The 22,189-nt window shown below is 46.9% G+C and carries 16 protein-coding genes; 11 read left to right on the top strand and 5 right to left on the bottom strand.

Annotation, left to right across the window (positions count from 1 at the left end):
- Positions 1 to 86: 86 nt before the first annotated feature.
- The 4 genes from OJ16_RS11610 to OJ16_RS11625 all read left to right on the top strand — a co-directional run bounded on the left by OJ16_RS11610 (position 87) and on the right by OJ16_RS11625 (position 5,127).
- Entirely contained in the window at positions 87 to 1,250 is a 1,164-nt protein-coding gene (locus OJ16_RS11610; RefSeq protein WP_040990832.1) for a DUF5666 domain-containing protein, read from the top strand.
- A 174-nt stretch (positions 1,251 to 1,424) separates the two neighbouring features.
- Positions 1,425 to 2,576 (top strand): sugar diacid recognition domain-containing protein, encoded by a 1,152-nt coding sequence (locus OJ16_RS11615; protein ID WP_040990833.1) that lies wholly within the window; start codon positions 1,425 to 1,427, stop codon positions 2,574 to 2,576.
- Between the two features lie 133 nt (positions 2,577 to 2,709).
- A complete protein-coding gene (locus OJ16_RS11620) occupies positions 2,710 to 3,975 on the top strand; it encodes a GntP family permease (RefSeq protein ID WP_040990835.1) in 1,266 nt (421 codons plus the stop codon).
- Between the two features lie 18 nt (positions 3,976 to 3,993).
- A complete protein-coding gene (locus tag OJ16_RS11625; protein ID WP_040990837.1) occupies positions 3,994 to 5,127 on the top strand; it encodes a glycerate kinase in 1,134 nt (377 codons plus the stop codon).
- A 105-nt stretch (positions 5,128 to 5,232) separates the two neighbouring features.
- Here OJ16_RS11625 and acnB read toward each other — a convergent pair whose 3' ends face one another.
- The 4 genes from acnB to hrpB form a co-directional block, all read right to left on the bottom strand.
- Positions 5,233 to 7,821 (bottom strand): bifunctional aconitate hydratase 2/2-methylisocitrate dehydratase, encoded by a 2,589-nt coding sequence (gene acnB / locus OJ16_RS11630; RefSeq protein WP_040990839.1) that lies wholly within the window; start codon positions 7,819 to 7,821, stop codon positions 5,233 to 5,235.
- 276 nt (positions 7,822 to 8,097) lie between these two features.
- The gene (locus OJ16_RS11635; RefSeq protein ID WP_052810303.1) at positions 8,098 to 10,359 is read right to left on the bottom strand and encodes a patatin-like phospholipase family protein; all 2,262 of its coding nucleotides are present in this window, start codon (positions 10,357 to 10,359) and stop codon (positions 8,098 to 8,100) included.
- A 65-nt stretch (positions 10,360 to 10,424) separates the two neighbouring features.
- Complete coding sequence (gene mrcB / locus OJ16_RS11640; RefSeq protein ID WP_040990844.1) at positions 10,425 to 12,797, bottom strand: penicillin-binding protein 1B; 2,373 nt, start codon at positions 12,795 to 12,797, stop codon at positions 10,425 to 10,427.
- A 28-nt stretch (positions 12,798 to 12,825) separates the two neighbouring features.
- Complete coding sequence (gene hrpB / locus OJ16_RS11645) at positions 12,826 to 15,303, bottom strand: ATP-dependent helicase HrpB (RefSeq protein ID WP_040991080.1); 2,478 nt, start codon at positions 15,301 to 15,303, stop codon at positions 12,826 to 12,828.
- Positions 15,304 to 15,364: 61 nt separating this feature from the next.
- On the opposite strand from hrpB, the gene sfsA reads away from it, so the two are divergent.
- The 7 genes from sfsA to panC all read left to right on the top strand — a co-directional run bounded on the left by sfsA (position 15,365) and on the right by panC (position 21,307).
- Positions 15,365 to 16,084, top strand: coding sequence for a DNA/RNA nuclease SfsA (sfsA, locus tag OJ16_RS11650; RefSeq protein ID WP_040990846.1), 720 nt, complete (start codon positions 15,365 to 15,367; stop codon positions 16,082 to 16,084).
- Between the two features lie 129 nt (positions 16,085 to 16,213).
- On the top strand, positions 16,214 to 16,657 hold the full coding sequence (gene dksA / locus OJ16_RS11655; RefSeq protein WP_040990848.1) for an RNA polymerase-binding protein DksA: 444 nt from the start codon (positions 16,214 to 16,216) through the stop codon (positions 16,655 to 16,657).
- Between the two features lie 76 nt (positions 16,658 to 16,733).
- On the top strand, positions 16,734 to 17,624 hold the full coding sequence (gluQRS, locus tag OJ16_RS11660; RefSeq protein ID WP_040991082.1) for a tRNA glutamyl-Q(34) synthetase GluQRS: 891 nt from the start codon (positions 16,734 to 16,736) through the stop codon (positions 17,622 to 17,624).
- A gap of 85 nt (positions 17,625 to 17,709) precedes the next feature.
- Positions 17,710 to 19,086, top strand: coding sequence for a polynucleotide adenylyltransferase PcnB (gene pcnB, locus OJ16_RS11665; protein WP_040990849.1), 1,377 nt, complete (start codon positions 17,710 to 17,712; stop codon positions 19,084 to 19,086).
- Positions 19,083 to 19,568, top strand: a complete 486-nt coding sequence (gene folK, locus OJ16_RS11670; RefSeq protein ID WP_040990850.1) for a 2-amino-4-hydroxy-6-hydroxymethyldihydropteridine diphosphokinase — start codon at positions 19,083 to 19,085, stop codon at positions 19,566 to 19,568. The genes pcnB and folK overlap by 4 nt, the downstream gene beginning before the upstream one ends.
- A gap of 27 nt (positions 19,569 to 19,595) precedes the next feature.
- The gene (gene panB, locus OJ16_RS11675) at positions 19,596 to 20,390 is read left to right on the top strand and encodes a 3-methyl-2-oxobutanoate hydroxymethyltransferase (RefSeq protein WP_040990851.1); all 795 of its coding nucleotides are present in this window, start codon (positions 19,596 to 19,598) and stop codon (positions 20,388 to 20,390) included.
- An 11-nt stretch (positions 20,391 to 20,401) separates the two neighbouring features.
- On the top strand, positions 20,402 to 21,307 hold the full coding sequence (gene panC / locus OJ16_RS11680; protein ID WP_040990852.1) for a pantoate--beta-alanine ligase: 906 nt from the start codon (positions 20,402 to 20,404) through the stop codon (positions 21,305 to 21,307).
- 110 nt (positions 21,308 to 21,417) lie between these two features.
- Here the strand turns inward: panC and OJ16_RS11685 are convergent, their stop codons facing one another.
- A complete protein-coding gene (locus OJ16_RS11685; protein ID WP_040990853.1) occupies positions 21,418 to 22,188 on the bottom strand; it encodes an ABC transporter permease in 771 nt (256 codons plus the stop codon).
- Between the last annotated feature and the right edge of the window lies 1 nt (position 22,189).

Below are 22,189 nucleotides of genomic sequence, written 5' to 3' on the forward strand. Positions count from 1 at the left end.
CTGTTCCCACATTTCTTCACGAGTGCTTCACGTTTGAGCAATTAGGATACACCCGTTTTAAGCATTCTAGTCAGGAAAATAAGTAAATGAAAAAGTTAGTTTTGGTTGGTCTACTGGGCGCAGTGTTAACGGGTTGCGGTGGTGGAGGCGGTGGTGAGTCGAATGATAACTCTAGCGGCAATAACGAACGCTTACCAAGCGCAGCACAAGGCACCATCGAACACGTAGCGGGTAATACCATTACGGTTAACGGCCATCAATATGATGTCGCAAGTGTGAGCTACCGTGCTGGCGATAATAATGTTGCACTTGATGCCACACAGCTTAGCCCTGGCATGTTAGTCGCTTTATCGACTAATCCTACACGCGCAGCAGGTCAACATGTACAGCTAGAACCAACCATTACCGGTGTGGTAACTGCTATTAATCACTCATTGGGTACACTGACTGTTAATGGTATTGATCTTAAGTTTGCAAATATTTCTACTGAAATTAATGTAAACGACTGGGTCATGGTGTCATCGTTGCCGACCGCTACAGATGGTTACAAAGTACTATCAGTCGTCAAATTCGAAAATGATATCCTTGAGCAACACTTTGAAATTGAAGGGACCATTTCGAATCTCAACACAAATAACTTAAGCTTCAATCTTGGCGCTGCATTAACTGTTTTCTACAATGAAAATTCCGTTGAAGGCGGAGAGCTTAGTAATGGTCTTTGGGTAGAAGTCGAAGGCGAAGCTTCCAATTCAACTATCATTGCGACGAATGTTGAAATCGAAACCTACGACAACATAGATAACGATACTGAAATCGAAGGTCTACTTACTTGGGTTTCCAACGATAAAAGCGCCTTTGAACTGAACTACCGTGGTCGCTTTAATGTCACTAGTCAAACACGATTTGAAGATGGCAATAAAAACCATTTGATCCAAGGTACAATGGTTGAGGTGACCACAGGTGCCAACAATATCGCGCTAGAAATCGAATTTGATAACGATGATAACGACACTGGTGATTGGTCGGATAATGACATCGAGCTAATTGGTCATGTATCACAGCTAGAGATTGATGGTAGCTTTACTATCAACAGTAAAACAGTATTCATCAACAAATATACTGAATTTGACGATGGGCTAACCGATTTTGACTCAATCGATGGCCGTGTTGTTGAAGTAGAAGCCTACAAAGTAAATGGTCAATACATTGCGAGTGAAATCGAGCTTTACGAAGCTGATCTTGATGACTAAACCATTTCTTTCCTGACATTCCAAAGCACCTGTTTCGCAGGTGCTTTTTCACATCCCAGAAGTCCACAATTCTCCCTTCATTCATTCCGTTACTCATCACTACTCACGGGAAGATTGTCCCGTTGACAAGCCGATGATATCTTTCGCCCCCTCTTTCGCGAACTCAATCCTTCTATGCAGTTAAATGAAACTATCGCGCGACAAATCGTTGAGCGTTCAATGAAAATCATCCCTTATTCCGTCAATGTCATGGATGAATTAGGCCGAATTATTGGCTCAGGCGATCCGACTCGACTTCGTCAACGGCATGAAGGTTCGATCTTGGCCATCACGGAACAGCGCGTGGTCGCGATTGATTCCGCCACCGCTCAACACCTCAAAGGCGTCAAACCGGGCATTAATTTCCCTATCATCTATCAAGAGAAAGTCATCGGCGTCATTGGTATCTCCGGCGAGCCTGACTGCGTTCAACAATACGGTGAACTGGTCAAAATGACGGCAGAACTGATCGTTGAGCAAGCCGCTTTGATGTCACAAGTTGAATGGCATAAACGCCATCGAGAAGAGCTCGTCATGCAACTGATTCAAGGCGCGCAACTCGATGATGGGCAAATACGCGTGATCGCAGAACGCCTCGACCTTGATTTAACCAAACCTCGCATTGCTGCCGTGGTTCAAATTATGTCGGATGATGACAATGCCCCTTTATCATTAGCACACCTACAACAACTCGTTCACTTACTTGAGTTTCCTGAGCGCGATAATTTAGTTGGTATTCTCTCGGTCGCCACCAATGAAGTGGTGGTATTAAAACCGATTGAACTGACCAAATCTGGTTGGTCGGTCGACAATGAGCGCAAGCGCGTGACCAAATTACTCAAACGTGTTCGTCAGTTAGGTAAATTTAAAATTCGCATGGCATTGGGGGATTACTTCCCTGGCCACGATGGTTTAAGTAAGTCCTATCAAACCGCCAAACTCACACTAGACGCGATTGACGATCAAGAAGGCGAAGTGTTTTTCTATCAAAATCACCGCCTACCCGTACTGCTCAGTAGCTTGTTTGAGGAATCTTGGAAAGTGGAACAAATCAAGGAACCGTTTGATTTATTGCTACAAAAAGACAATAAAAGCACTCTAGTGAAAACACTTAAGGCATATTTTGCACAGAACTGTGATGCTTATCAAACTTGCCAAATCTTGCATATTCACCGTAATACCCTTCGCTATCGACTCGAGCGTATAGAGGAAATAACAACATTAAATATCAACAACTTAGATGACAAACTGCACCTTTACCTCGCGCTAAAACTATTTGGTCACTAATGAGCAAATTGTGCAATTGCACAAAAACAACCTCGTAAACGCTTGAATATTTGTTAACCACTCTAAAGACGACAAGGCCACGCCTCTCTATAGTCGGCAAAAAATAACTCTCCTAACTTAGATGGAAACAACCATGGTTGAAGTCTCTACCCTAGGCGCCTTAGCGGCACTGATTGTGGCAATCGCGCTTATCCTACGAAAAGTACCACCAGCATACGGTATGATCATTGGCGCTCTAGTGGGCGGTGTTATCGGTGGCGTTTCTCTTACTGATACCGTTTCACTCATGATTGGCGGCGCGCAAGGTATTGTTACTGCCGTACTGCGTATTTTGGCTGCTGGTGTACTGGCTGGCGTATTGATTGAGTCTGGTGCGGCCACCTCAATTGCAGAAACGATTGTTAAAAAAGTCGGTGAAACTCGCGCCCTGTTTGCGCTTGCATTGGCGACTCTTATTCTGACCGCCGTTGGCGTATTCGTTGACGTTGCCGTTATTACTGTTTCTCCTATCGCACTGGCTATTGCCCAACGTGCCAACATCTCTAAAGCCGCTATTTTGCTGGCAATGGTTGGCGGTGGTAAAGCGGGTAACGTGATGTCACCAAACCCAAATGCGATTGCCGCAGCAGACGCATTCAACGTTCCGCTAACGTCAGTGATGGCTGCCGGTGTTATTCCTGGTTTATTTGGCCTTATCGTTGCGTACATGATTGCTAAACGTTTAACCAATAAAGGCAGCATGGTGCATGAAAGCGAAGTTGTCTCTGTCGACCAAAGCAAATTGCCAACGTTTGGCGCAGCCATTGTTGCTCCGTTAGTTGCGATTGCCTTACTAGCGCTTCGCCCTATCGCAGGCATCAACGTTGACCCTCTGATTGCGCTTCCGTTAGGCGGCTTTATGGGCGCAGTGGTTATGGGACGCTTCCGCGATACTAACCACTTTGCGGTTTCAGGTTTAAGCCGCATGGCACCGGTTGCGGTCATGCTTCTGGGTACCGGTACTCTAGCAGGCATCATTGCCAACTCAGGCCTTAAAGGTGGCTTGATCGAAATTCTGACTGCGTCAGGTTTGCCTTCTTACCTGCTCGCACCAATTTCAGGTGCGATGATGTCATTAGCAACAGCTTCAACCACCGCGGGTACCGCCGTTGCTGCAAGCGTATTTAGCAACACAATTTTAGAACTTGGTGTTCCAGCACTGGCTGGCGCGGCAATGATTCACTCTGGTGCGACGGTTTTTGACCACATGCCTCACGGCAGTTTCTTCCACGCAACCGGGGGTGCAGTGCACATGGATATTCGTGAGCGTCTTAAGCTCATCCCTTATGAGTCAGCAGTCGGTCTCATGATCGCATTTGTCTCTACCATGATGTTTGGTGTGTTTGGTTTATTTGTTTAAGGCGTTTAAGGTATTACTATGAAAATTGTTATTGCTCCTGATTCATACAAAGAAAGTCTTAGTGCGATGGACGTCGCGATTGCGATTGAACAAGGCTTTAAACAAGTTTTGCCAGACGCTGAATACATCAAGCTACCAATGGCCGACGGCGGCGAAGGCACTGTGCAATCGTTGGTGGATGCGACCGGTGGAGACATCATCGAACATACAGTGACTGGCCCTCTGGGCGAAAAAGTCACGGGGTTCTACGGTTTAATGGGTGATGGCAAAACAGCGATCATCGAAATGGCGGCAGCATCAGGTCTACACCTTGTTGAGCCAGCAAAGCGCAACCCAATGATCACCACTACCCTCGGGACTGGTGAACTCATCCAAGCGGTGCTAGACAAAGGTGTTGAGCACATTATTGTCGGTATTGGTGGCAGCGCAACCAACGACGGCGGCCTAGGTATGGCGCAAGCTTTGGGTATTCGCTTACTTGACGAAGCGGGTCAAACGCTTGGTTTTGGTGGTGGTGAGTTAGCAAAATTGCATACAATCGATATGAGCAGTCTTGACCCTCGCCTTGCCCAAGTACGTTTAGAAGTCGCGTGTGATGTAGACAACCCATTGTGTGGCCCTAAAGGTGCGTCGCAAGTATTCGGCCCACAAAAAGGCGCAACACCAGAGATGGTGGCACAGCTTGATAGTAACCTTGCTCACTACGCAGAGGTGATCAAACAGCAATTGGGTCACGATGTGCTAAACCGTCCGGGCGCTGGCGCGGCAGGGGGTTTAGGTGCGGCACTGATGGGTTTATTAAACGCAGAACTTCGCCCAGGCATCGAGATTGTCATGGACGCTGTTAACCTAACGGATGTGGTTGCTGACGCGGATTTAGTGATTACTGGCGAAGGTCGTATTGATAGCCAAACGATTCACGGCAAAACGCCAATTGGTGTCGCTCGTGCGGCGAAAAAACACTCGGTACCGGTAATCGGTATTTCGGGTTGCTTGACGCAAGATTGCGGTGTGGTGCATGAGCACGGTATTGATGCGGTATTTGCTGTGGTAAACCGTTCAGTGGATTTGCCAACAGCAATGGCTGAAGCGGCTGAGAACATTGAATTAACAGCACGTAACGTCGCAGCGATGTTTGCGCTAAAAATCTAAATTCACTCCATCGAAAAAAAACCGCAGACTCTCAATCTGCGGTTTTTTTAGTTCCTCATTTAACACGATGCCATACACGGTGCCATGTGAGGAAATACTCTACATTTATGCTGGCTCTTGGAAGATCACATCATCCGCTTTCTTGGTGTACTCGGCCATTTTATGGAAATTCAAGTAACGATAAGTATCGGCTGCGGTCGCATCAATTTGCTTAGCGTACTCTAGATACTCTTCCATACTTGGAATTTTACCTAAAATTGCCCCCACCGCAGCAAGCTCTGCCGACGCAAGATAAACGTTCGCACCATTACCTAAACGGTTCGGGAAGTTACGAGTCGAAGTCGATATTACTGTCGCCTTATCCGCTACGCGTGCCTGGTTACCCATACACAATGAACAGCCCGGAGTTTCAATGCGCACCCCAGCACGACCAAAGATCCCGTAGTAACCTTCTTCAGTTAACTGGTCTTTATCCATCTTCGTTGGTGGTGCAACCCACAAACGAGTATCCAGTTGACCATTGAACTTCTCAAGCAATTTACCGGCCGCACGGAAGTGACCAATGTTGGTCATACAAGAACCGATAAACACCTCATCGATCTGTGTACCTTGCACGTCAGAAAGAAGACGAGCGTCATCAGGATCGTTTGGCGCACAAAGAATCGGTTGGTCAATTTCAGCCAAATCTATTTCGATGATATGTGCGTATTCGGCATCCTTATCCGCTTCCATCAGTTCTGGGTTCGCCAGCCACTCTTGCATCGCAGTAATACGGCGCTCGATAGTACGGCGGTCACCATAACCTTCTGAAATCATCCATTTCAACATGGTAACGTTTGAATTGAGATACTCTTCAATCGACGCTTGAGAAAGCTTAACGGTACAGCCTGCAGCCGAGCGCTCTGCTGACGCATCAGACAGTTCAAATGCTTGCTCAACGCTAAGGTGCTCAACCCCTTCAATTTCAAGTACACGACCTGAGAATTCATTGATCTTACCGGCTTTTTCTACCGTCAACAGACCCTGCTGAATACCGTAGTAAGGGATGGCATGTACCAAGTCACGTAATGTGATACCCGGTTTCATCTCGCCCTTAAAGCGCACCAAAATGGACTCTGGCATATCCAACGGCATCACACCGGTTGCAGCCGCAAAGGCGACCAAACCAGAACCTGCTGGGAATGAAATACCCAATGGGAAGCGAGTATGCGAGTCACCACCGGTACCAACGGTATCAGGCAACAACATGCGGTTTAGCCATGAGTGGATAACACCATCACCCGGACGCAGCGATACACCTGCACGATTCATAATGAAATCAGGCAGCGTATGGTGCGTATTCACATCCACAGGTTTTGGATAAGCCGAGGTATGACAGAAAGACTGCATCACCAAGTCAGCCGAGAAGCCAAGACAAGCCAAATCTTTCAATTCGTCACGCGTCATTGGCCCTGTGGTATCTTGCGAGCCGACCGTGGTCATCTTCGGCTCACAGTATTGACCAGCACGAACACCGTCTACGCCACACGCTTTACCGACCATTTTTTGTGCCAGTGTGTAACCTTTATCAGAGGCGAGTGGATCGACCGGTTTCGCAAACAGATCCGTTTCTTCTAGACCAAGCGAAGCACGAGCACGACTGGTTAAGCCACGGCCAATGATCAGAGGAATACGACCACCAGCACGCACTTCGTCAAGCAGTACACTGCTGAGCTTGAAGCTAGAGATCTCTGCGCCGTCTTTACAAACCACGCCTTCGTATGGGTAGATATCAATCACATCGCCCATATTCATGTCTTGTACGTTCAACTCGATAGGCAACGCCCCAGAATCTTCCATGGTGTTATAGAAGATTGGCGCGATCTTACCGCCTAAACAGATACCACCCGTGCGCTTGTTCGGTACAAATGGGATGTCATCACCCATAAACCAAAGCACTGAGTTAGTCGCCGATTTACGCGAAGAACCGGTACCAACAACATCACCGACGTAAGCCAGTGGAATACCTTCTTTTTGCAATTCTTCAATTTGCTGGATTGGACCAACGTTACCCGCATCATCAGGGTGAATGCCTTCACGTTCCATCTTAAGCATGGCTTTAGCATGAACGGGAATATCAGGGCGTGACCACGCATCCGGTGCTGGAGATAAGTCATCGGTGTTGGTTTCACCCGTGACTTTAAATACTTTTACTGTGATTTTTTCAGCGACTTTATTTTTCGACGTGAACCATTCAGCATCCGCCCAAGATTGGAGCACTTGCTGTGCGTGCTCGTTGCCCGCTTTGGCTTTTTCTTCCACATCGTAGAATGAGTCAAACATCAGCAACGTATGAGAGAGCGCTGTCACCGCGATCGGGGCTAACTCAGCATCCTCAAGCAGCTCAATCAATGATTCGATGTTGTAGCCGCCTTGCATGGTGCCAAGCAATTGCGCCGCTTTTTCACGGCTCACGAGTGGGGAGACCACATCGCCTTTTGCAACCGCCGTTAAAAAGCCGGCTTTTACATACGCCGCTTCATCAACACCAGGTGGAATACGATTTTCAAGCAGGTCAAGAATGAAAGCTTCTTCACCTTGTGGGGGATTTTTAACAAGTTCGATGAGTCCAGCAACTTGCTCTGCGTCTAAAGGTTTTGGAACAACTCCTTCAGCAGCACGCTCTTCGACGTGTTTACGGTAGGCTTCAAGCACGACTTTTTCCTCTCATTGCGGTTCCTCCACCTATTTTCAGTGGGGAGTGAACATCCTTGGAAACTTGGCTCTCCATTGCCATATTTTTCATTCTTTTTCGACTGATAAACAGTGCCAGAGAGGCCAAACTGTGGGCGGCATGATAGCAAATTTAACGATAAATTAAAATCTTGCCATTTTGACCAACATAGCAACTTGAGACTAAAGTCCTATAAAGAATCCACCGCCCATTCCACATCATTGCCCCAAAAATGGGGCAAATTTATCTTAACTCAGCTATTTAAAAGTCGTTCCTATTATTAAATAAACCGAATCGAAATTGTGTTCTGTACGACCATATGCAAACATTATCGGCCCAATCGGTGAGTCAATACCGGTAAAAATAGACCCCGCTTTATACAACGGCGCGTCACTGATCCCAATATCAGGATCAGACCAAACACCGCCATATTCCAACGATGCACCAATATAAAATGGCGACGTGAATAAGCCAAAATCGTTATCAAACCAGCGGTAACGATAAATAAGGCTACCAAACACTTTGTTTTGACCGATTAAACTATTACGTGGGATACCCGATAGATTTAAGAACCCGCCGATTTCTGCCGGATCGACAGGTACCGATGAGTTTTTACTTTGCACAAAACCCGTATCAATATTTGCGACCAAAGTATGGCGAGAAAAGCTGGTTGCGGCGATCAATTTCGCGCCGAATTCATAAGAGGTGTCTTTTTCTTCATTCGATAACGAGATCTCACCATTACCCTGATCATGTGAAATGAGATAATTAATATCGAAATACACCCCTCGGGTTGGCAGGCTAAAATTATCTAATGTATCAATGCGGTAATTGGCAAAGATTCCGGTGCGCTCGAATTGAACATCACCAATTGACGGCAGGGAAGCAAAAGCGCCATCACCATCGGTGTATCTCAAACCAATTTTAAATTCTCGCCATAATGCCTCTTGGTAACCAATGGCCAACTCCCCGACCCACTCAGTGTAAGTCACTGGCAAGAAATCTTGAGTCGACTCTAAACTGGTGTCGTCAAAGCCACTCAATGGTGCATTACGTTTTTGTTTGTTGTAGCGAAGGCCAAGCGTGGTAAACACTTTTTGCTGCGAGAAGAAGGGACTGTACAACTCGGCTTCCAGCGTTTTATCCGTTCCCATCTCCACATTGGTACGCAGTTCCGCTCCATACTGATTAATATCAGTAAAATTAGCAGAAGCGCCGATGGAATACTGACTGTCGGTCGAAAAATCATCCTCAAGGAAAAAACGAAAATTCATGTAATTGGGGCCCCATGATTTCTCATTAACATCCACAACTAAGACGTCTTCCTCTTCAACTTGATCATAGCGATACTGAATCAACTCGAAACGATCGAGCGCATAGAGATCTTGAATGCTTTGTTCCAACTCTCGCGTTTTAACTTCGGTTCCCACCTCAATATTCAAACGGTTTGCCAGCAGTTGATCGCTATAGTGCGTATGGTTATTGATCACCACATCATCGATTTTAATCTCGTCACCGTATCTAAGCTGCTTACGTGCCGTTTGTTTATCGTCAATATAGTGCTGGTAATCGGCAGTTGATAATGACAATGCCTTTAACTTCTCTCGCTGCGCCATGGTGACGTGATAGCCTTCCTGATATGCCTCAGGAATGCGATCGAATTCGGTGGTTTCCATATCGCCAACATCTGGCGACAACAAGACATCCGCCTCCACTAAGGTTTCGGCTTGGCGAGAAGTACTGCTGCGCACTAAGTAGTTTGAGAGTTGATCGGCGACGGTAAATAGGTCAGTAAAATCTTCTTCTTGCTTGTAATCGGTACTGATATCCACAGCGATCACCACGTCCGCACCGAGATCACGAGCCACATCAACGGGCATATTGTTCGTGACGCCACCATCCACCAATAAATGACCATTGAGACGATAAGGCGGCAGAGCGCCAGGTACCGACATACTGGCCATCATGGCATCAACTAAATAGCCACTGTCTATCACGACCGGTTCAAGCTCAACAATATCGGTGGCTACAGAGCGATAAGGAATGGCAAGTTCATTAAACGATTGAAAAGGCAACAAGTTACCCGTGGTTTCACGCAAGATACGCAGCATCCCTTGGCCTTGCACCACGCCTTTCGTCCCTTTGACACCCTCTAGGCCAAAACCGACATCCGTCGTTAATTGATAACGGTCTTCGTACTCTTTATCGCGAACACGGCGCTGACTCCGATCGACGCGATCTTGATAGCCACTACTCCAATCCACCGTATTCAAAAGCGTTTCAATTTCATCTGCGCTCATGCCCGTGGCATATAAACCACCAACATAAGCGCCCATGCTCGTTCCTGTAATCACATCTACGGGGACGCGTAGTTCTTCGAGCGCTTTCAGCACACCAATATGCGCCGCGCCTTTTGCGCCGCCGCCTGCAAGGACCAGCGCCACTTGCTGTCTTGGTTCAGCTTTCTGCTCAGCCGTTGCATCCGCATTCGCTGCGCCAATTGAGAACACGGGTAGCATCGCGATTAACAGGCGAAATTTTTTCACTGGTGATATCCCTTTCAAATCGAAGTTTTCACGCTTCATTACCAACTAAAAATATTTTTTAACCATTGTGCAGGCTGATTGCTACACTCTTTTTTCCATTGCCCTTGATCATCCCATACTGGCAACGTAAACGCGTTTTCACAATCCAGTACCAAGCCACCCGTCGCGCTTTTTGCAAAGCCGACGGTCGAGAGATCCTTTGGCCAAGGTAAATTCAATTGCGTGGGAATACGGTGTTGCAAATACTCCGCATAGACACGCAAAGCACCGCTAGACCCTGTCAGCTTAGTCGATTTGTTATCATCGCGACCAAGCCAAACGGTCGTAACTTCTCGGCCATCAACGCCAACAAACCAGCTGTCTTTAGTGTCGTTACTGGTCCCGGTTTTTCCTGCCAGTGCCGCCCAAGCAAACTGAGCATTTAAATAACGCCCTGTTCCTTCTGCCACACCACGCTTCATCGCATAGGTTGTTAGCCAAGCCGCATTTTGATCGACGGTTTGTTTGGCAATGGGCAACGATTGGTACAGCACCTCGCCATCCATATCAACCACTGAACGTAACGCGGATAACTTCGCTTGTTTCCCCGAGTTAGTGAGCGTTTGATACATCTGTGCGACTTGGAAAGGAGTTAAAGTAAACGATCCTAAGAACATCGATGGCACAGGACGTATTTCTTTACGATCAATGCCAAGCTTTTCAAACGTATCAATCACATTGGGAATCCCCAACTGCATCCCCAATTGTACCGTCGGTACGTTAAGTGATTTCGCCAACGCGATATAGAGCGGCACATCCCCACGGAATTTACGATCGTAGTTGCGCGGCGACCATACCTTGCCTTTCGACCCTTTTAGGTTCAGTGGCTTATCATTTAAGGTACTTGCGAGACTGTATTTCTCAGGCTGCTGTAACGCCGTTAGGTACACGGCAGGCTTCGCCAGTGAGCCAATTTGACGACTGGCGTTTAAGGCACGGTTAAAACCGTCATAGCCGGTGCGTTTTCCTCCGACCATGGCGCGGATTTCACCGCTATGGCGATCAACCGCAATCGCCGCGCCTTCGAGTTCTTTCCCTGCCACTTTGGCCAATTGTGGGATTTTGGTTTTAATCGCCGTTTCCAACTCATGTTGTGAAACAGGATCAAGCGAGGTAAAGACTTTTAACCCTTTGTCTGATTCAAATGCACTGCCCACTTTTTCTTTTAATTCAATCTGAAGCTGCTGAAAATACGCAGGCTGACGACTCGCGATACGAACATTATCTTGAATATCCAACCCACGACTGGCCGCATGGTCGAATTCACTTGAGGTTAAGTAGCCTTGTTGCATCATCAAACGTAATACAAGATCACGGCGCTCTTTGGCTCGGTCTGGATAACGGACAGGGTTGTAATACGAAGGCCCTTTCACCATCCCCACCAACAACGCAAGTTGATCAATACGCAATTCTTGAATTGGCTGACCAAAGTAAAGGCGCGCTGCTAAACCAAAACCATGGATCGCTTCACCCCCGCTTTGACCTAAGTAAACTTCATTTAAGTACGCTTCAAGAATGCGGTCTTTGTCGTAACGGTAATCAAGAATCACCGCAATATACGCCTCACGAATTTTGCGCCACAAGGTGCGGTCACTGGTCAAAAATAAATTTTTTGCCAGCTGCTGCGTCAACGTACTGCCCCCTTGAACCGTACGTCCCGCTTTGATATTAACCACCATTGCGCGGGCAATGGCGATAGGCGAAACGCCATCATGTTGATAGAAATCGCGATCTTCCGTCACCAATAAGGCATCAACCATCACTTCTGGAAACTGCTCACGGCGAAGAAATAAACGTTGCTCATCACGATTTTTTTCTAGCATACCAAGCATCTTAGGTTCGATGCGTAGATAGCCCAAATCGCCCGGCTTCTCTAATGATTGAATACGATTCAAACCTGAACTGTCGAAGTGAAACATCACATGGCGATCAGACTCAGGTCCATCCGTAAACTCAAAAGGACGACGAATCAATTCAATTTTGGTTGAAGAAGAGGAGTATTCGCCCGGGTATTTAGGCTGGTTCACTTTACGATAGTTGAGTACATCTAGCTCATTGCGAACTTCTTTTAGGCTGATGCCATCCCCCGGAGAAAGATTCAATATTCGGGCATACACAACGGTTGGCAGTTCAAACAACTGCCCTTCAAATTTTTGTTTTACCAAGCTGTCGAGATACATCCCGACAAAAAACAAGATCGCAAACCCCACCAGGGCAAGTTTCCAAGCTAAGCCCCACAGCGTTTTTAACCAAGCAGGCGTCGCTGCCCCCTTTTTTTTCTTTTTCGGGGACGTTTTGGCGCGTTTCGCTTTTGGTTTCGCCGCGGATTTTGCAGCCGGTTTACGCGGCGTTTTACTGTTTTTATCGGTCATGTTTATTGGTCATACTTCATCGAACAAGCTACTGATTAAAATGTCTTTTGGTTTTCGTGGTGGCCACATGGTTCGCAGGGTCATCAGGCCAAACATGCTTAGGATAACGACCTTTCATCTCTTTTTTAACTTCTTGGTACGCTCCTGACCAAAAACTTGCAAGATTACTGGTCAACTGCAATGGACGCTGCGCCGGAGAAAGCAGCTCTAACACGACGGTTTTTCGCCCTTGGGCGACGGTCGGGGATTGTTGTTCCCCAAAAACTTCCTGCATTCGAACAGACAATACTGGGTCACGGCCAACTTGATAACGGATCTTCTTTTTACTGCCCGTGGGTAAGGTGTAATCTTTTGGCAGCCATTGGTCGATTTCTTGATTGAGCGGCCAGCCAAGGTAAGCCATAAGCGCTTCCGTCAAATTGACTTGGCTAAGTGCTTTGACAGAACGGACGCCCACTAAATACGGGGCTAACCATTGTTCTAAATTCGCTAATAAGGCTTCGTCATCGAATGACGGCCACGCTTGCTCTGGCAACCATTCGCACCCGCAGCGCAACCGAGCCAATAGTTCAGTGGCGGAATCGGTCCAATGTAAGCATTGTAACCCTTGGCGACGAACATAATTGAGCAGTGCCTCACTCATTTTATCGGCCGATGGTTCGGCCATCATGCGCGATTCAATGGTCAAATTCGCCCATTGGGTTCGCTCTTCAGCAATGAGCTTACCGCGCTTTTCATCCCAATCGACCACCTGCTGCTGAATGAACTTTGTTGGCAATGCATTTTGCAAGCGATTGATATCCAGATCGATGGCCAAGTAGATCATCGCAGCATCTGCTTGGCTGCGCATCAAATCAATCACGACGAGATAATCACTGGCAGCCAAAGGCTCATCATCACGTACCTGTGCGCCATGGCCATTCGCTAATAAATAACGGCCACCTTGCTTACTGCGACTCTGTGCAACACGGTCAGGATAGGCCAACGCCAACACCAACGCCGTCTGCATCTCATCGATTTCCGTCAGCGCAAAAGTGACACCCAACTTACGTGCCAAATTTTGTGCTCTCACCTCGACAATACGTTGCTTGCTGTGTTTTTTCGCTTTCAGACGTTGGACGGAGTGCGCAAAATCCACCACGTTACGCTCAGGCTCTTCAAGCAATGCGGCAACCGATAAGGCCGTACTTAGCCAAGGTTTGGGTCTACCATGACCCAATTGCATGGTTTGCACTAACATTGCCGCGGTACGAGGCTCTAAGCCCAGCTTTTGAGCGCTTTGCCCCATTGGGGTCAACTGATGTTTTTCATCCAACAAACCAAGCGCGATCAGCAAGTTTCTCGCCTGTGCCATCGCACTGCTTGGCGGCACATCTAACCAATTGAGTTCACTGGCATCAAGGCAACCCCACTGGGCCAACTCCATCGCTAATGAGGAAAGATCGGAATGTACAATTTCTGCGGCCGGCACGTAGGGTTGTTGTGTCAGTTGAGATTCACTGTATAAGCGCAGACAAAGACCCGCCTCGATACGACCCGCGCGCCCTGCACGCTGTTCGGCAGAAGATTGTGCAATACGGGTTTGCTCAAGCTTAGTGATGCCGGTTTTGAGATCAAACCTCGCGACACGCTCTAAACCGGAATCCACCACCATGCGAATACCTTCAATCGTTAACGAGGTTTCTGCAATATTGGTGGCCAGTACCACTTTGCGACGGCCGACTGGAGAGGGTTGAATGGCGGCTTGTTGCTGTGCAACACTCAATTGACCATATAACGGGCATACATCCACATCACTTGGTAATTGACTGAGGCGCTCTTGCAACTGATGGATACTGCCAACACCAGGCAAAAACGCCAATAACGAGCCGGACTCACTGACCATCAATTGATGAATGTGTTTGGCCATAATATCGACAAAACGATCATTGGCCTTTAACGGGGCATAGCGAAACTCAACAGGATAACTTCGGCCTTGCGATTCAACATAGCGGGCCTGCGGCATTAAACGAGTCAACGCCTGTTGCTCAAGCGTTGCCGACATCACCACCAACTTCAGATCGTCACGCAGCGCCTCTTGAATCTCTAAACACAGCGCCAGACCAATATCTGCGTGAATACTCCGCTCGTGAAATTCATCAAAAATCACCAGATCAATACCATTGAGTTCCGGATCGCTTTGAATCATACGAGTCATGATCCCCTCAGTCACGATTTCCAACTGCGTTTCTTGGCTGACTTTCGTTTCACCACGAACACGATAGCCCACTCGCTGCCCAACACTTTCACCAAGTTGCTGAGCCAAATAACGAGCAATATTACGCGCAGCCAAACGGCGCGGTTCCAGCATGATAATTTTCCCTTGAACGACCTTCTCTTTTAATAATCGTAACGGGAAATAAGTCGATTTACCGGCACCGGGTGCCGCTTTCAAAATCAGCTGAGAACAATCGCGAACACCCGAGAGTAATTCAGGCATCACGCCTTCAATTGGCAGTTGTGACAATGGATACGCCTTATGATGTAATGAAGGCCACATTGTATAGAAGAATCGCAGTCAGACCAAAATGAAGTTCCTCCCTCCTCTAGAGTCCGCTACGCTATTAAAGCGTTATAAACGCTTCTTGGCCGACATCCAATTGGATGACGGTAGTGAACGTACCATCCATTGCGCCAATACCGGAGCGATGACTGGCTGCGCAACACCCGGTGATAAAGTGTGGTTTTCAACATCGGATAACCCAAAAAGAAAATACCCAAATAGCTGGGAGTTGAGCGAAACCACATCCGGGCATCGTATATGTATTAATACTGCGCGAGCCAATCAATTAGCCGTTGAAGGGATCGAGCAAGGGGTTATCGCAGAATTACGGAATTACGAGCAACTTCAAACTGAGGTGAAATACGGTCAAGAGAATAGCCGAATTGATATTTTGCTCCGAGATCCACAAAAACCAATCTGCTATGTAGAAGTAAAAAGTGTGACGTTATTAGCTGATGGCACCGAGGGACAGGGCTACTTCCCTGACGCAGTGACAACGCGAGGCCAAAAACACCTACGTGAATTGGCGGAAATGGCGAAAAATGGGAACCGATCTGTACTTTTATTTATTGTTTTACATTCAGGGATTGAAAAAGTATCTCCTGCACACCATATAGACGCCAACTATTCACATTTACTAAAAATTGCAATTGAACAAGGAGTGGAAGTCTTGTGCTATAAGGCGCAGCTTTCAGAAAGTGAGATAAAGCTCATTAACGCAGTGGAATTTAACTATCCACAATAAAAAGTGATGCCGTCTTCACATTGACAATAACTTTACGCAACAGTGTTTGCCTCCTAAAGTTCTTTTTGCTATAGATACCCGCCTTAAATTAGCTGCTCAAGCAGTTGACTAGGTGTTAGGAGATACTGCATGTCAGAATTAAAGAAAAAAGCGATAGGCATCCTAGCCATTGCAGGCGTTGAACCTTATCAAGAAAAGCCAGGTGAAGAGTACATGTCACCTGAACAAATGGCTCACTTTAACAAGATTTTACAAGCTTGGCGCAACCAGCTAAGACACGAAGTTGATCGCACAGTTCATCATATGCAAGATGAAGCGGCTAACTTCCCTGATCCCGTTGATCGCGCTTCGCAAGAAGAATTCAGCTTAGAACTACGCAACCGTGACCGTGAGCGTCGTTTGATCAAGAAAATCGAAAAAACATTAACGAAAATCGAAGAAGACGATTTTGGTTTCTGCGAATCTTGTGGCGTAGAAATTGGCGTTCGTCGTTTAGAAGCTCGCCCAACTGCAGACCTTTGTATCGACTGTAAGACTCTTGCAGAGATGAAAGAAAAGCAGATGCAAGGTTAATCATTGCAAGCCATTAAATGAAAAGGGAGCATATATGCTCCCTTTTTGGTTTTTAACATTTTTATCTGGTTTCACTATGAGTTACATCGGTCGCTTTGCCCCTTCCCCTTCTGGCCCACTCCATTTCGGATCTCTGGTTGCCGCACTTGGCAGTTATTTTCAAGCCAAAGCGAATCATGGCCAATGGCTGGTGAGAATTGAAGACATTGACCCGCCAAGAGAAATGCAGGGCGCATCGGATCTTATCTTGCGAACGTTAGAGGCTTATCAACTGCATTGGGATGGTGAGGTGGTTTATCAAAGCCAGCGTCATCAACTGTACCAAGACCAAATAGAAGCCTGGCTCATTAGCGGCCAAGCCTATTATTGCCAATGCAGTCGAAAAGAGATCAAACAAGCGGGAGGCTTCTATTTAGGCACTTGCCGCGATCTTAAACTCTCCACACAAACGCCGTGTGCGATTCGCCTGCGTATGACCGAGCCCGTCTACGATTTTATCGATCAAAAACATGGTCAACTGACGATCCCTAAAGCGCTGGCAAATGAAGATTTTATTATAAAACGTCGGGATGGCTTATTTGCCTATAACCTTGCGGTAGTATTAGACGATATTGACCAAGGTATCACTGAGGTTGTGCGCGGTGCCGACTTGATTGAACCAACCGGAAGACAAATCAGTCTGTATCAAATGCTAGGAAAAACCCCGGTCAGCTATCTTCACTTACCCTTAGCACTAGGCGATAATGGTCAAAAATTATCTAAACAAAATCATGCGCCAGCGGTTGATAATCTCAACCCTAAACCGGCCTTATTAGAAGCCATGCACTTTTTAGGCTTTGATTTAGATAAAGATTTAGACAAAGCTTCTTTAACAGAAATCATCCATTGGGGTGTACAAAACTGGCATACTAAGCAATTGCCGAACACAACCGAGATCACACCAAGATTCTCAAATCGGCCTTGTTAAGCTATTATTAGCCGCAAATTCGCCCTTGGGCGCCAGAATTTAATGGAAACAGAAGCGGTGGAATGACCGATTTTGTCAAAAGCACATGAATAAAAACGATTATACACCAAGCGAGCCAACTAGCTTTCCGGAGCTCGCTCTAAATATTATTACTCGAGAAGAGCACAATATTTCGCGCAAGCAAATCAGTGACAATGCACTGAAGGTGCTATACCGACTTCATGGTGCAGGTTTTGATGCCTTTCTTGTCGGGGGCGGCGTTCGCGACTTATTGTTACGCCACTCGCCAAAAGACTTTGATATCGCCACAAATGCGACACCAGAGCAGATTCGTAGTCTGTTTAAAAACTGCCGCCTGATCGGTCGCCGTTTTCGTCTTGCGCATATTATGTTTGGCCGCGATATTATTGAAGTTGCGACGTTCCGTGGTCATCACCAAGAACCAAACAAAAATATTGCAGCACAATCAAAAGAAGGCATGTTACTCCGTGACAATGTCTACGGCTCTATCGATGAAGATGCAGAACGTCGTGATTTCACGATCAATGCGATGTACTACAACATCGATAATTTTGCCATTCATGATTATGCTCGTGGCAACGAAGATCTTGAAGACAAACTGGTTCGCCTAATTGGTGACCCTGAAACACGTTACCGTGAAGATCCCGTGCGCATGTTGCGCGCTATTCGTTTTGCCGTAAAACTCGATTTTGATATCGAAGAAGATACTGCTGCGCCAATCGAAGAATTAGCACACCTGCTGAAAGAAATCCCATCAGCTCGTTTGTATGAAGAATCGCTAAAAATGCTACAAACAGGCTACGGCCTAGAAACGTACCATTTGATGCGCGAGTACAACCTATTCCAGCCATTGTTCCCAACGGTTTCAGAGTTCTTCACTGAAGATTACGCATCGAAAGCAGAAGAAATGTTGGATTTGGTACTCGATTCGACTGACCAGAGAATTGAAGAAGGTAAACGCGTTAACCCTGCGTTTATGTTTGCTGCGATGCTGTGGTACCCACTGCAAGCCAAAGCTGAAGAGTTGATGGAAACGCGCAAACTGTGTGATTACGATGCCATTATGGAAGCGAGCAACATCATTCTTGATGAGCAAGTTCGTACCATCGCGATTCCACGCCGTCATACCGCAACCATTCGTGAAATTTGGCAGCTACAAATGCGTTTGCCTCGCCGCAATGGTAAACGAGCGTTCCGCTTAATGGAGCTAAACAAGTTCCGTGCGGGTTACGATTTTCTTGAAATGCGTGCGGAAGTGGAAGGTGGCGAAACCGAGAAACTGGCGAAGTGGTGGAATAAATTCCAAAACTCCGGCCGTAACATTCGCCAAGAAATGGCCGCAGAACTCGACAATGAACCTGCCGCAAAAAGCGGTCAGCGTCGTCGCAAAAGCAGCAGCCGTAACCGACGCCCTAGTCGCAAAAGTAACAGCGCATCATGATCGTTGCCTATATTGCTGTCGGCAGTAATATGGCCGATCCGGTCGCGCAAGCGAATGACGCCATTGAAGCGTTAAAACAGTTACCTAGATCAGAGTTTATTCAGGCCTCTATGCTATATAGTAGCACCCCAATGGGGCCACAGAACCAGCCTGATTACATCAATGCGGTTGTGGCAATTCAAACCGAATTAACACCTCTTGAGCTACTCGATTGCACTCAAGCAATCGAGCTTGAACAAGGGCGTGTCCGTAAAGATGAGCGTTGGGGACCAAGAACCCTCGATCTCGACATCCTACTTTACGGCAATGAGAATATCGATTCAGAGCGGTTAACCGTTCCACATTATGGAATGCGTGAAAGAGAATTTGTCCTCTACCCGCTCGCTGAAATCACCCCTAATTTAACGCTCCCCGATGGGACTGAGCTTGCTCAACTACTCAATAGTGTTGACCGCAATGGACTCAGAATTTGGCAAGCATAGCCAGCCAGCTCCTAGCAAGGAATATTAATGAAAAAAATTACCATCAACGACCTTATCAAGTGGAAACAAGAAGGTCGTAAATTTGCTTCTTCTACTGCGTACGACGCCAGTTTTGGTCAACTATTTGAACAGCAAGAAATGCCTGTCATCCTAGTTGGTGATTCACTTGGTATGGTATTACAAGGTGAATCAAGCACATTGCCAGTCACTGTCGAAGACATTGCTTACCATACTCGCTGTGTACGCGCTGGTACCCCAAACAGCCTATTGATGGCTGATATGCCATTTATGAGCTACGCAACGCCAGAGCAAGCATGTGAGAACGCAGGCAAGCTAATGCGTGCGGGAGCAAACATGGTTAAGCTAGAAGGTGGTGATTGGTTAATTGATACCGTAAAAATGCTGACTGAGCGTGCGGTACCGGTGTGTGCTCACCTAGGTCTAACACCTCAATCGGTCAACATTTTTGGCGGCTTTAAAGTTCAAGGTCGTGAACAAGAAAAAGCGGACCGCATGGTACGTGATGCTCTTGCACTACAAGAAGCGGGTGCTCAAATCGTACTGCTTGAATGTGTACCACAAGAACTGGCCGCTCGTATTACCGAAGTGTTGGATGTACCGGTTATCGGCATCGGCGCAGGTAATGTGACTGACGGTCAGATCCTTGTTATGCACGATATGCTTGGCATTGCGGCAAACTACATGCCGAAATTCTCGAAAAACTTCCTTGCTGAAACGGGTGATATACGCAAAGCCATTACTAAATACATCGACGATGTAGCCAGTGGCGCGTTCCCAGATGAAGCCCATACGATTGCCTAAAGGATATCATCATGCAAACATTTGCTGACATTTCAGCTCTACGCGAGCAGATCAAACAGTATAAGCGTGACGGTCGTAAAGTCGCTTTTGTACCCACGATGGGTAACTTGCACGAAGGTCACCTAACACTGGTGCGTAAAGCACGTGAACACGCCGATATCGTTGTGGTTAGTATCTTCGTTAACCCAATGCAATTTGAACGAGCAGACGATCTAAACAACTACCCACGCACGCTTGAAGATGATTTAAGTAAGCTAAATGGCGAAGGGGTTGAGTTGGTCTTCACTCCAACACCAGAAACCATCTACCCTGAAGGTTTAGAAAGCCAAACATCGGTTGATGTTCCTGGTTTGTCGACCATGCTTGAAGGGGCTTCTCGCCCAGGTCATTTCCGTGGCGTATCCACGATTGTGACCAAGCTATTTAACATCGTTCAACCCGATGTCGCATGCTTTGGCGAGAAAGATTTCCAGCAGCTCGCGGTCATCCGTAAAATGGTGGACGATCTGGCAATGGATATCGAAATCATTGGTGTCGCGACGGTTCGTGAAATGGACGGTCTGGCAATGAGCTCACGCAATGGCCTACTGACACTGGATGAACGCCAACGTGCACCAGTGCTTGCGCGCACGATGCGCTGGATCAGCAGTGCGATGCGTGGCGGCCGTGATGATTACGCATCGGTGATTGAAGACGCGAGTGATCAGCTGCGTGCTGCAGGCTTACAACCGGATGAAATTTTTATTCGTGATGCGCGTACACTGCAAACCATCACAGCAGAAACCACTCAAGCAGTGATTCTGATGTCGGCCTTCTTAGGTAAAGCTCGCCTAATCGATAACCAAACGGTTGAGATGGCAGTGGAAGCGAAAGAAGAAGCAGAAAGCGGCGACGAAACATCGAACAGCGCAGAATAATTCGCGCCTAACATAGCAAGAAAACTCGCGATGTAAAATAAAACGCGATTAAAATAAAAAGGGTTGGCCAAGTGCCAACCCTTTGTCTATCTAACGGTTTGTGACTCTGTTTACGAACGTAAACCAATACCTTTCGTCACCAGGTAGTGCGCGATGGCGTACAAGACCACAACAAAAACACCTAAGACTCCAAACGATGTCGCGATACCCACATCGGACACCCCCAAGAAGCCGTAGCGGAACGCATTGACCATGTAGACGATAGGATTAATCTTGGAAATACCCTGCCAAAACTCTGGTAACAAGTTGATCGAGTAGAATACACCACCTAAATAGGTCAATGGGGTGAGGACGAACGTTGGGATAATGGAAATATCATCAAACGTGCGGGCATAAACAGCATTAATCAAACCACCCAGAGAAAAAACCACCGACGTCATAAAGACGGTTGCGATGATAATGCCCCAATGATCGACTTGGAGATCAACAAAAAACAATGACACAAACGTGACGATGGTTCCCACCAATAAGCCACGTACAACGCCCCCCATCACAAACCCAAGAATAATCACGTAATTTGGCACTGGTGCGACTAATAACTCTTCAATATTACGTTGAAACTTAGAGCTAAAGAAAGACGACGCCACGTTGGAATAAGAGTTGGTGATCACCGACATCATGATCAAGCCCGGCACAATGTATTCCATGTAACTAAAACCGTTCATCTCACCAATGCGTGAACCAATTAGATTACCAAAGATAATAAAATACAGCGTCATGGTGATCGCTGGCGGCACGAGAGTCTGTACCCAAATGCGGGTAAAGCGATTAATTTCTTTGGTCAGCAAGCTACAAAAAGCCGTCCAGTAAAGTTGATACATA

The sequence above is a fragment of the Vibrio renipiscarius genome (assembly GCF_000827885.1).
Classification (GTDB): domain Bacteria; phylum Pseudomonadota; class Gammaproteobacteria; order Enterobacterales; family Vibrionaceae; genus Vibrio; species Vibrio renipiscarius.

Coding starts and splice junctions, on each gene's coding strand:
- OJ16_RS11685 (WP_040990853.1), bottom strand. CDS start 22,188: ATGTATCAACTTTACTGGACGGCTTTTTGTAGCTTGCTGACCAAAGAA.
- folK (WP_040990850.1), top strand. CDS start 19,083: ATGATCGTTGCCTATATTGCTGTCGGCAGTAATATGGCCGATCCGGTC.
- panC (WP_040990852.1), top strand. CDS start 20,402: ATGCAAACATTTGCTGACATTTCAGCTCTACGCGAGCAGATCAAACAG.
- mrcB (WP_040990844.1), bottom strand. CDS start 12,797: ATGACCGATAAAAACAGTAAAACGCCGCGTAAACCGGCTGCAAAATCC.
- dksA (WP_040990848.1), top strand. CDS start 16,214: ATGTCAGAATTAAAGAAAAAAGCGATAGGCATCCTAGCCATTGCAGGC.
- OJ16_RS11625 (WP_040990837.1), top strand. CDS start 3,994: ATGAAAATTGTTATTGCTCCTGATTCATACAAAGAAAGTCTTAGTGCG.
- gluQRS (WP_040991082.1), top strand. CDS start 16,734: ATGAGTTACATCGGTCGCTTTGCCCCTTCCCCTTCTGGCCCACTCCAT.
- pcnB (WP_040990849.1), top strand. CDS start 17,710: ATGAATAAAAACGATTATACACCAAGCGAGCCAACTAGCTTTCCGGAG.
- OJ16_RS11615 (WP_040990833.1), top strand. CDS start 1,425: ATGCAGTTAAATGAAACTATCGCGCGACAAATCGTTGAGCGTTCAATG.
- OJ16_RS11610 (WP_040990832.1), top strand. CDS start 87: ATGAAAAAGTTAGTTTTGGTTGGTCTACTGGGCGCAGTGTTAACGGGT.
- OJ16_RS11635 (WP_052810303.1), bottom strand. CDS start 10,359: ATGCTACCCGTGTTCTCAATTGGCGCAGCGAATGCGGATGCAACGGCT.
- panB (WP_040990851.1), top strand. CDS start 19,596: ATGAAAAAAATTACCATCAACGACCTTATCAAGTGGAAACAAGAAGGT.
- sfsA (WP_040990846.1), top strand. CDS start 15,365: ATGAAGTTCCTCCCTCCTCTAGAGTCCGCTACGCTATTAAAGCGTTAT.
- OJ16_RS11620 (WP_040990835.1), top strand. CDS start 2,710: ATGGTTGAAGTCTCTACCCTAGGCGCCTTAGCGGCACTGATTGTGGCA.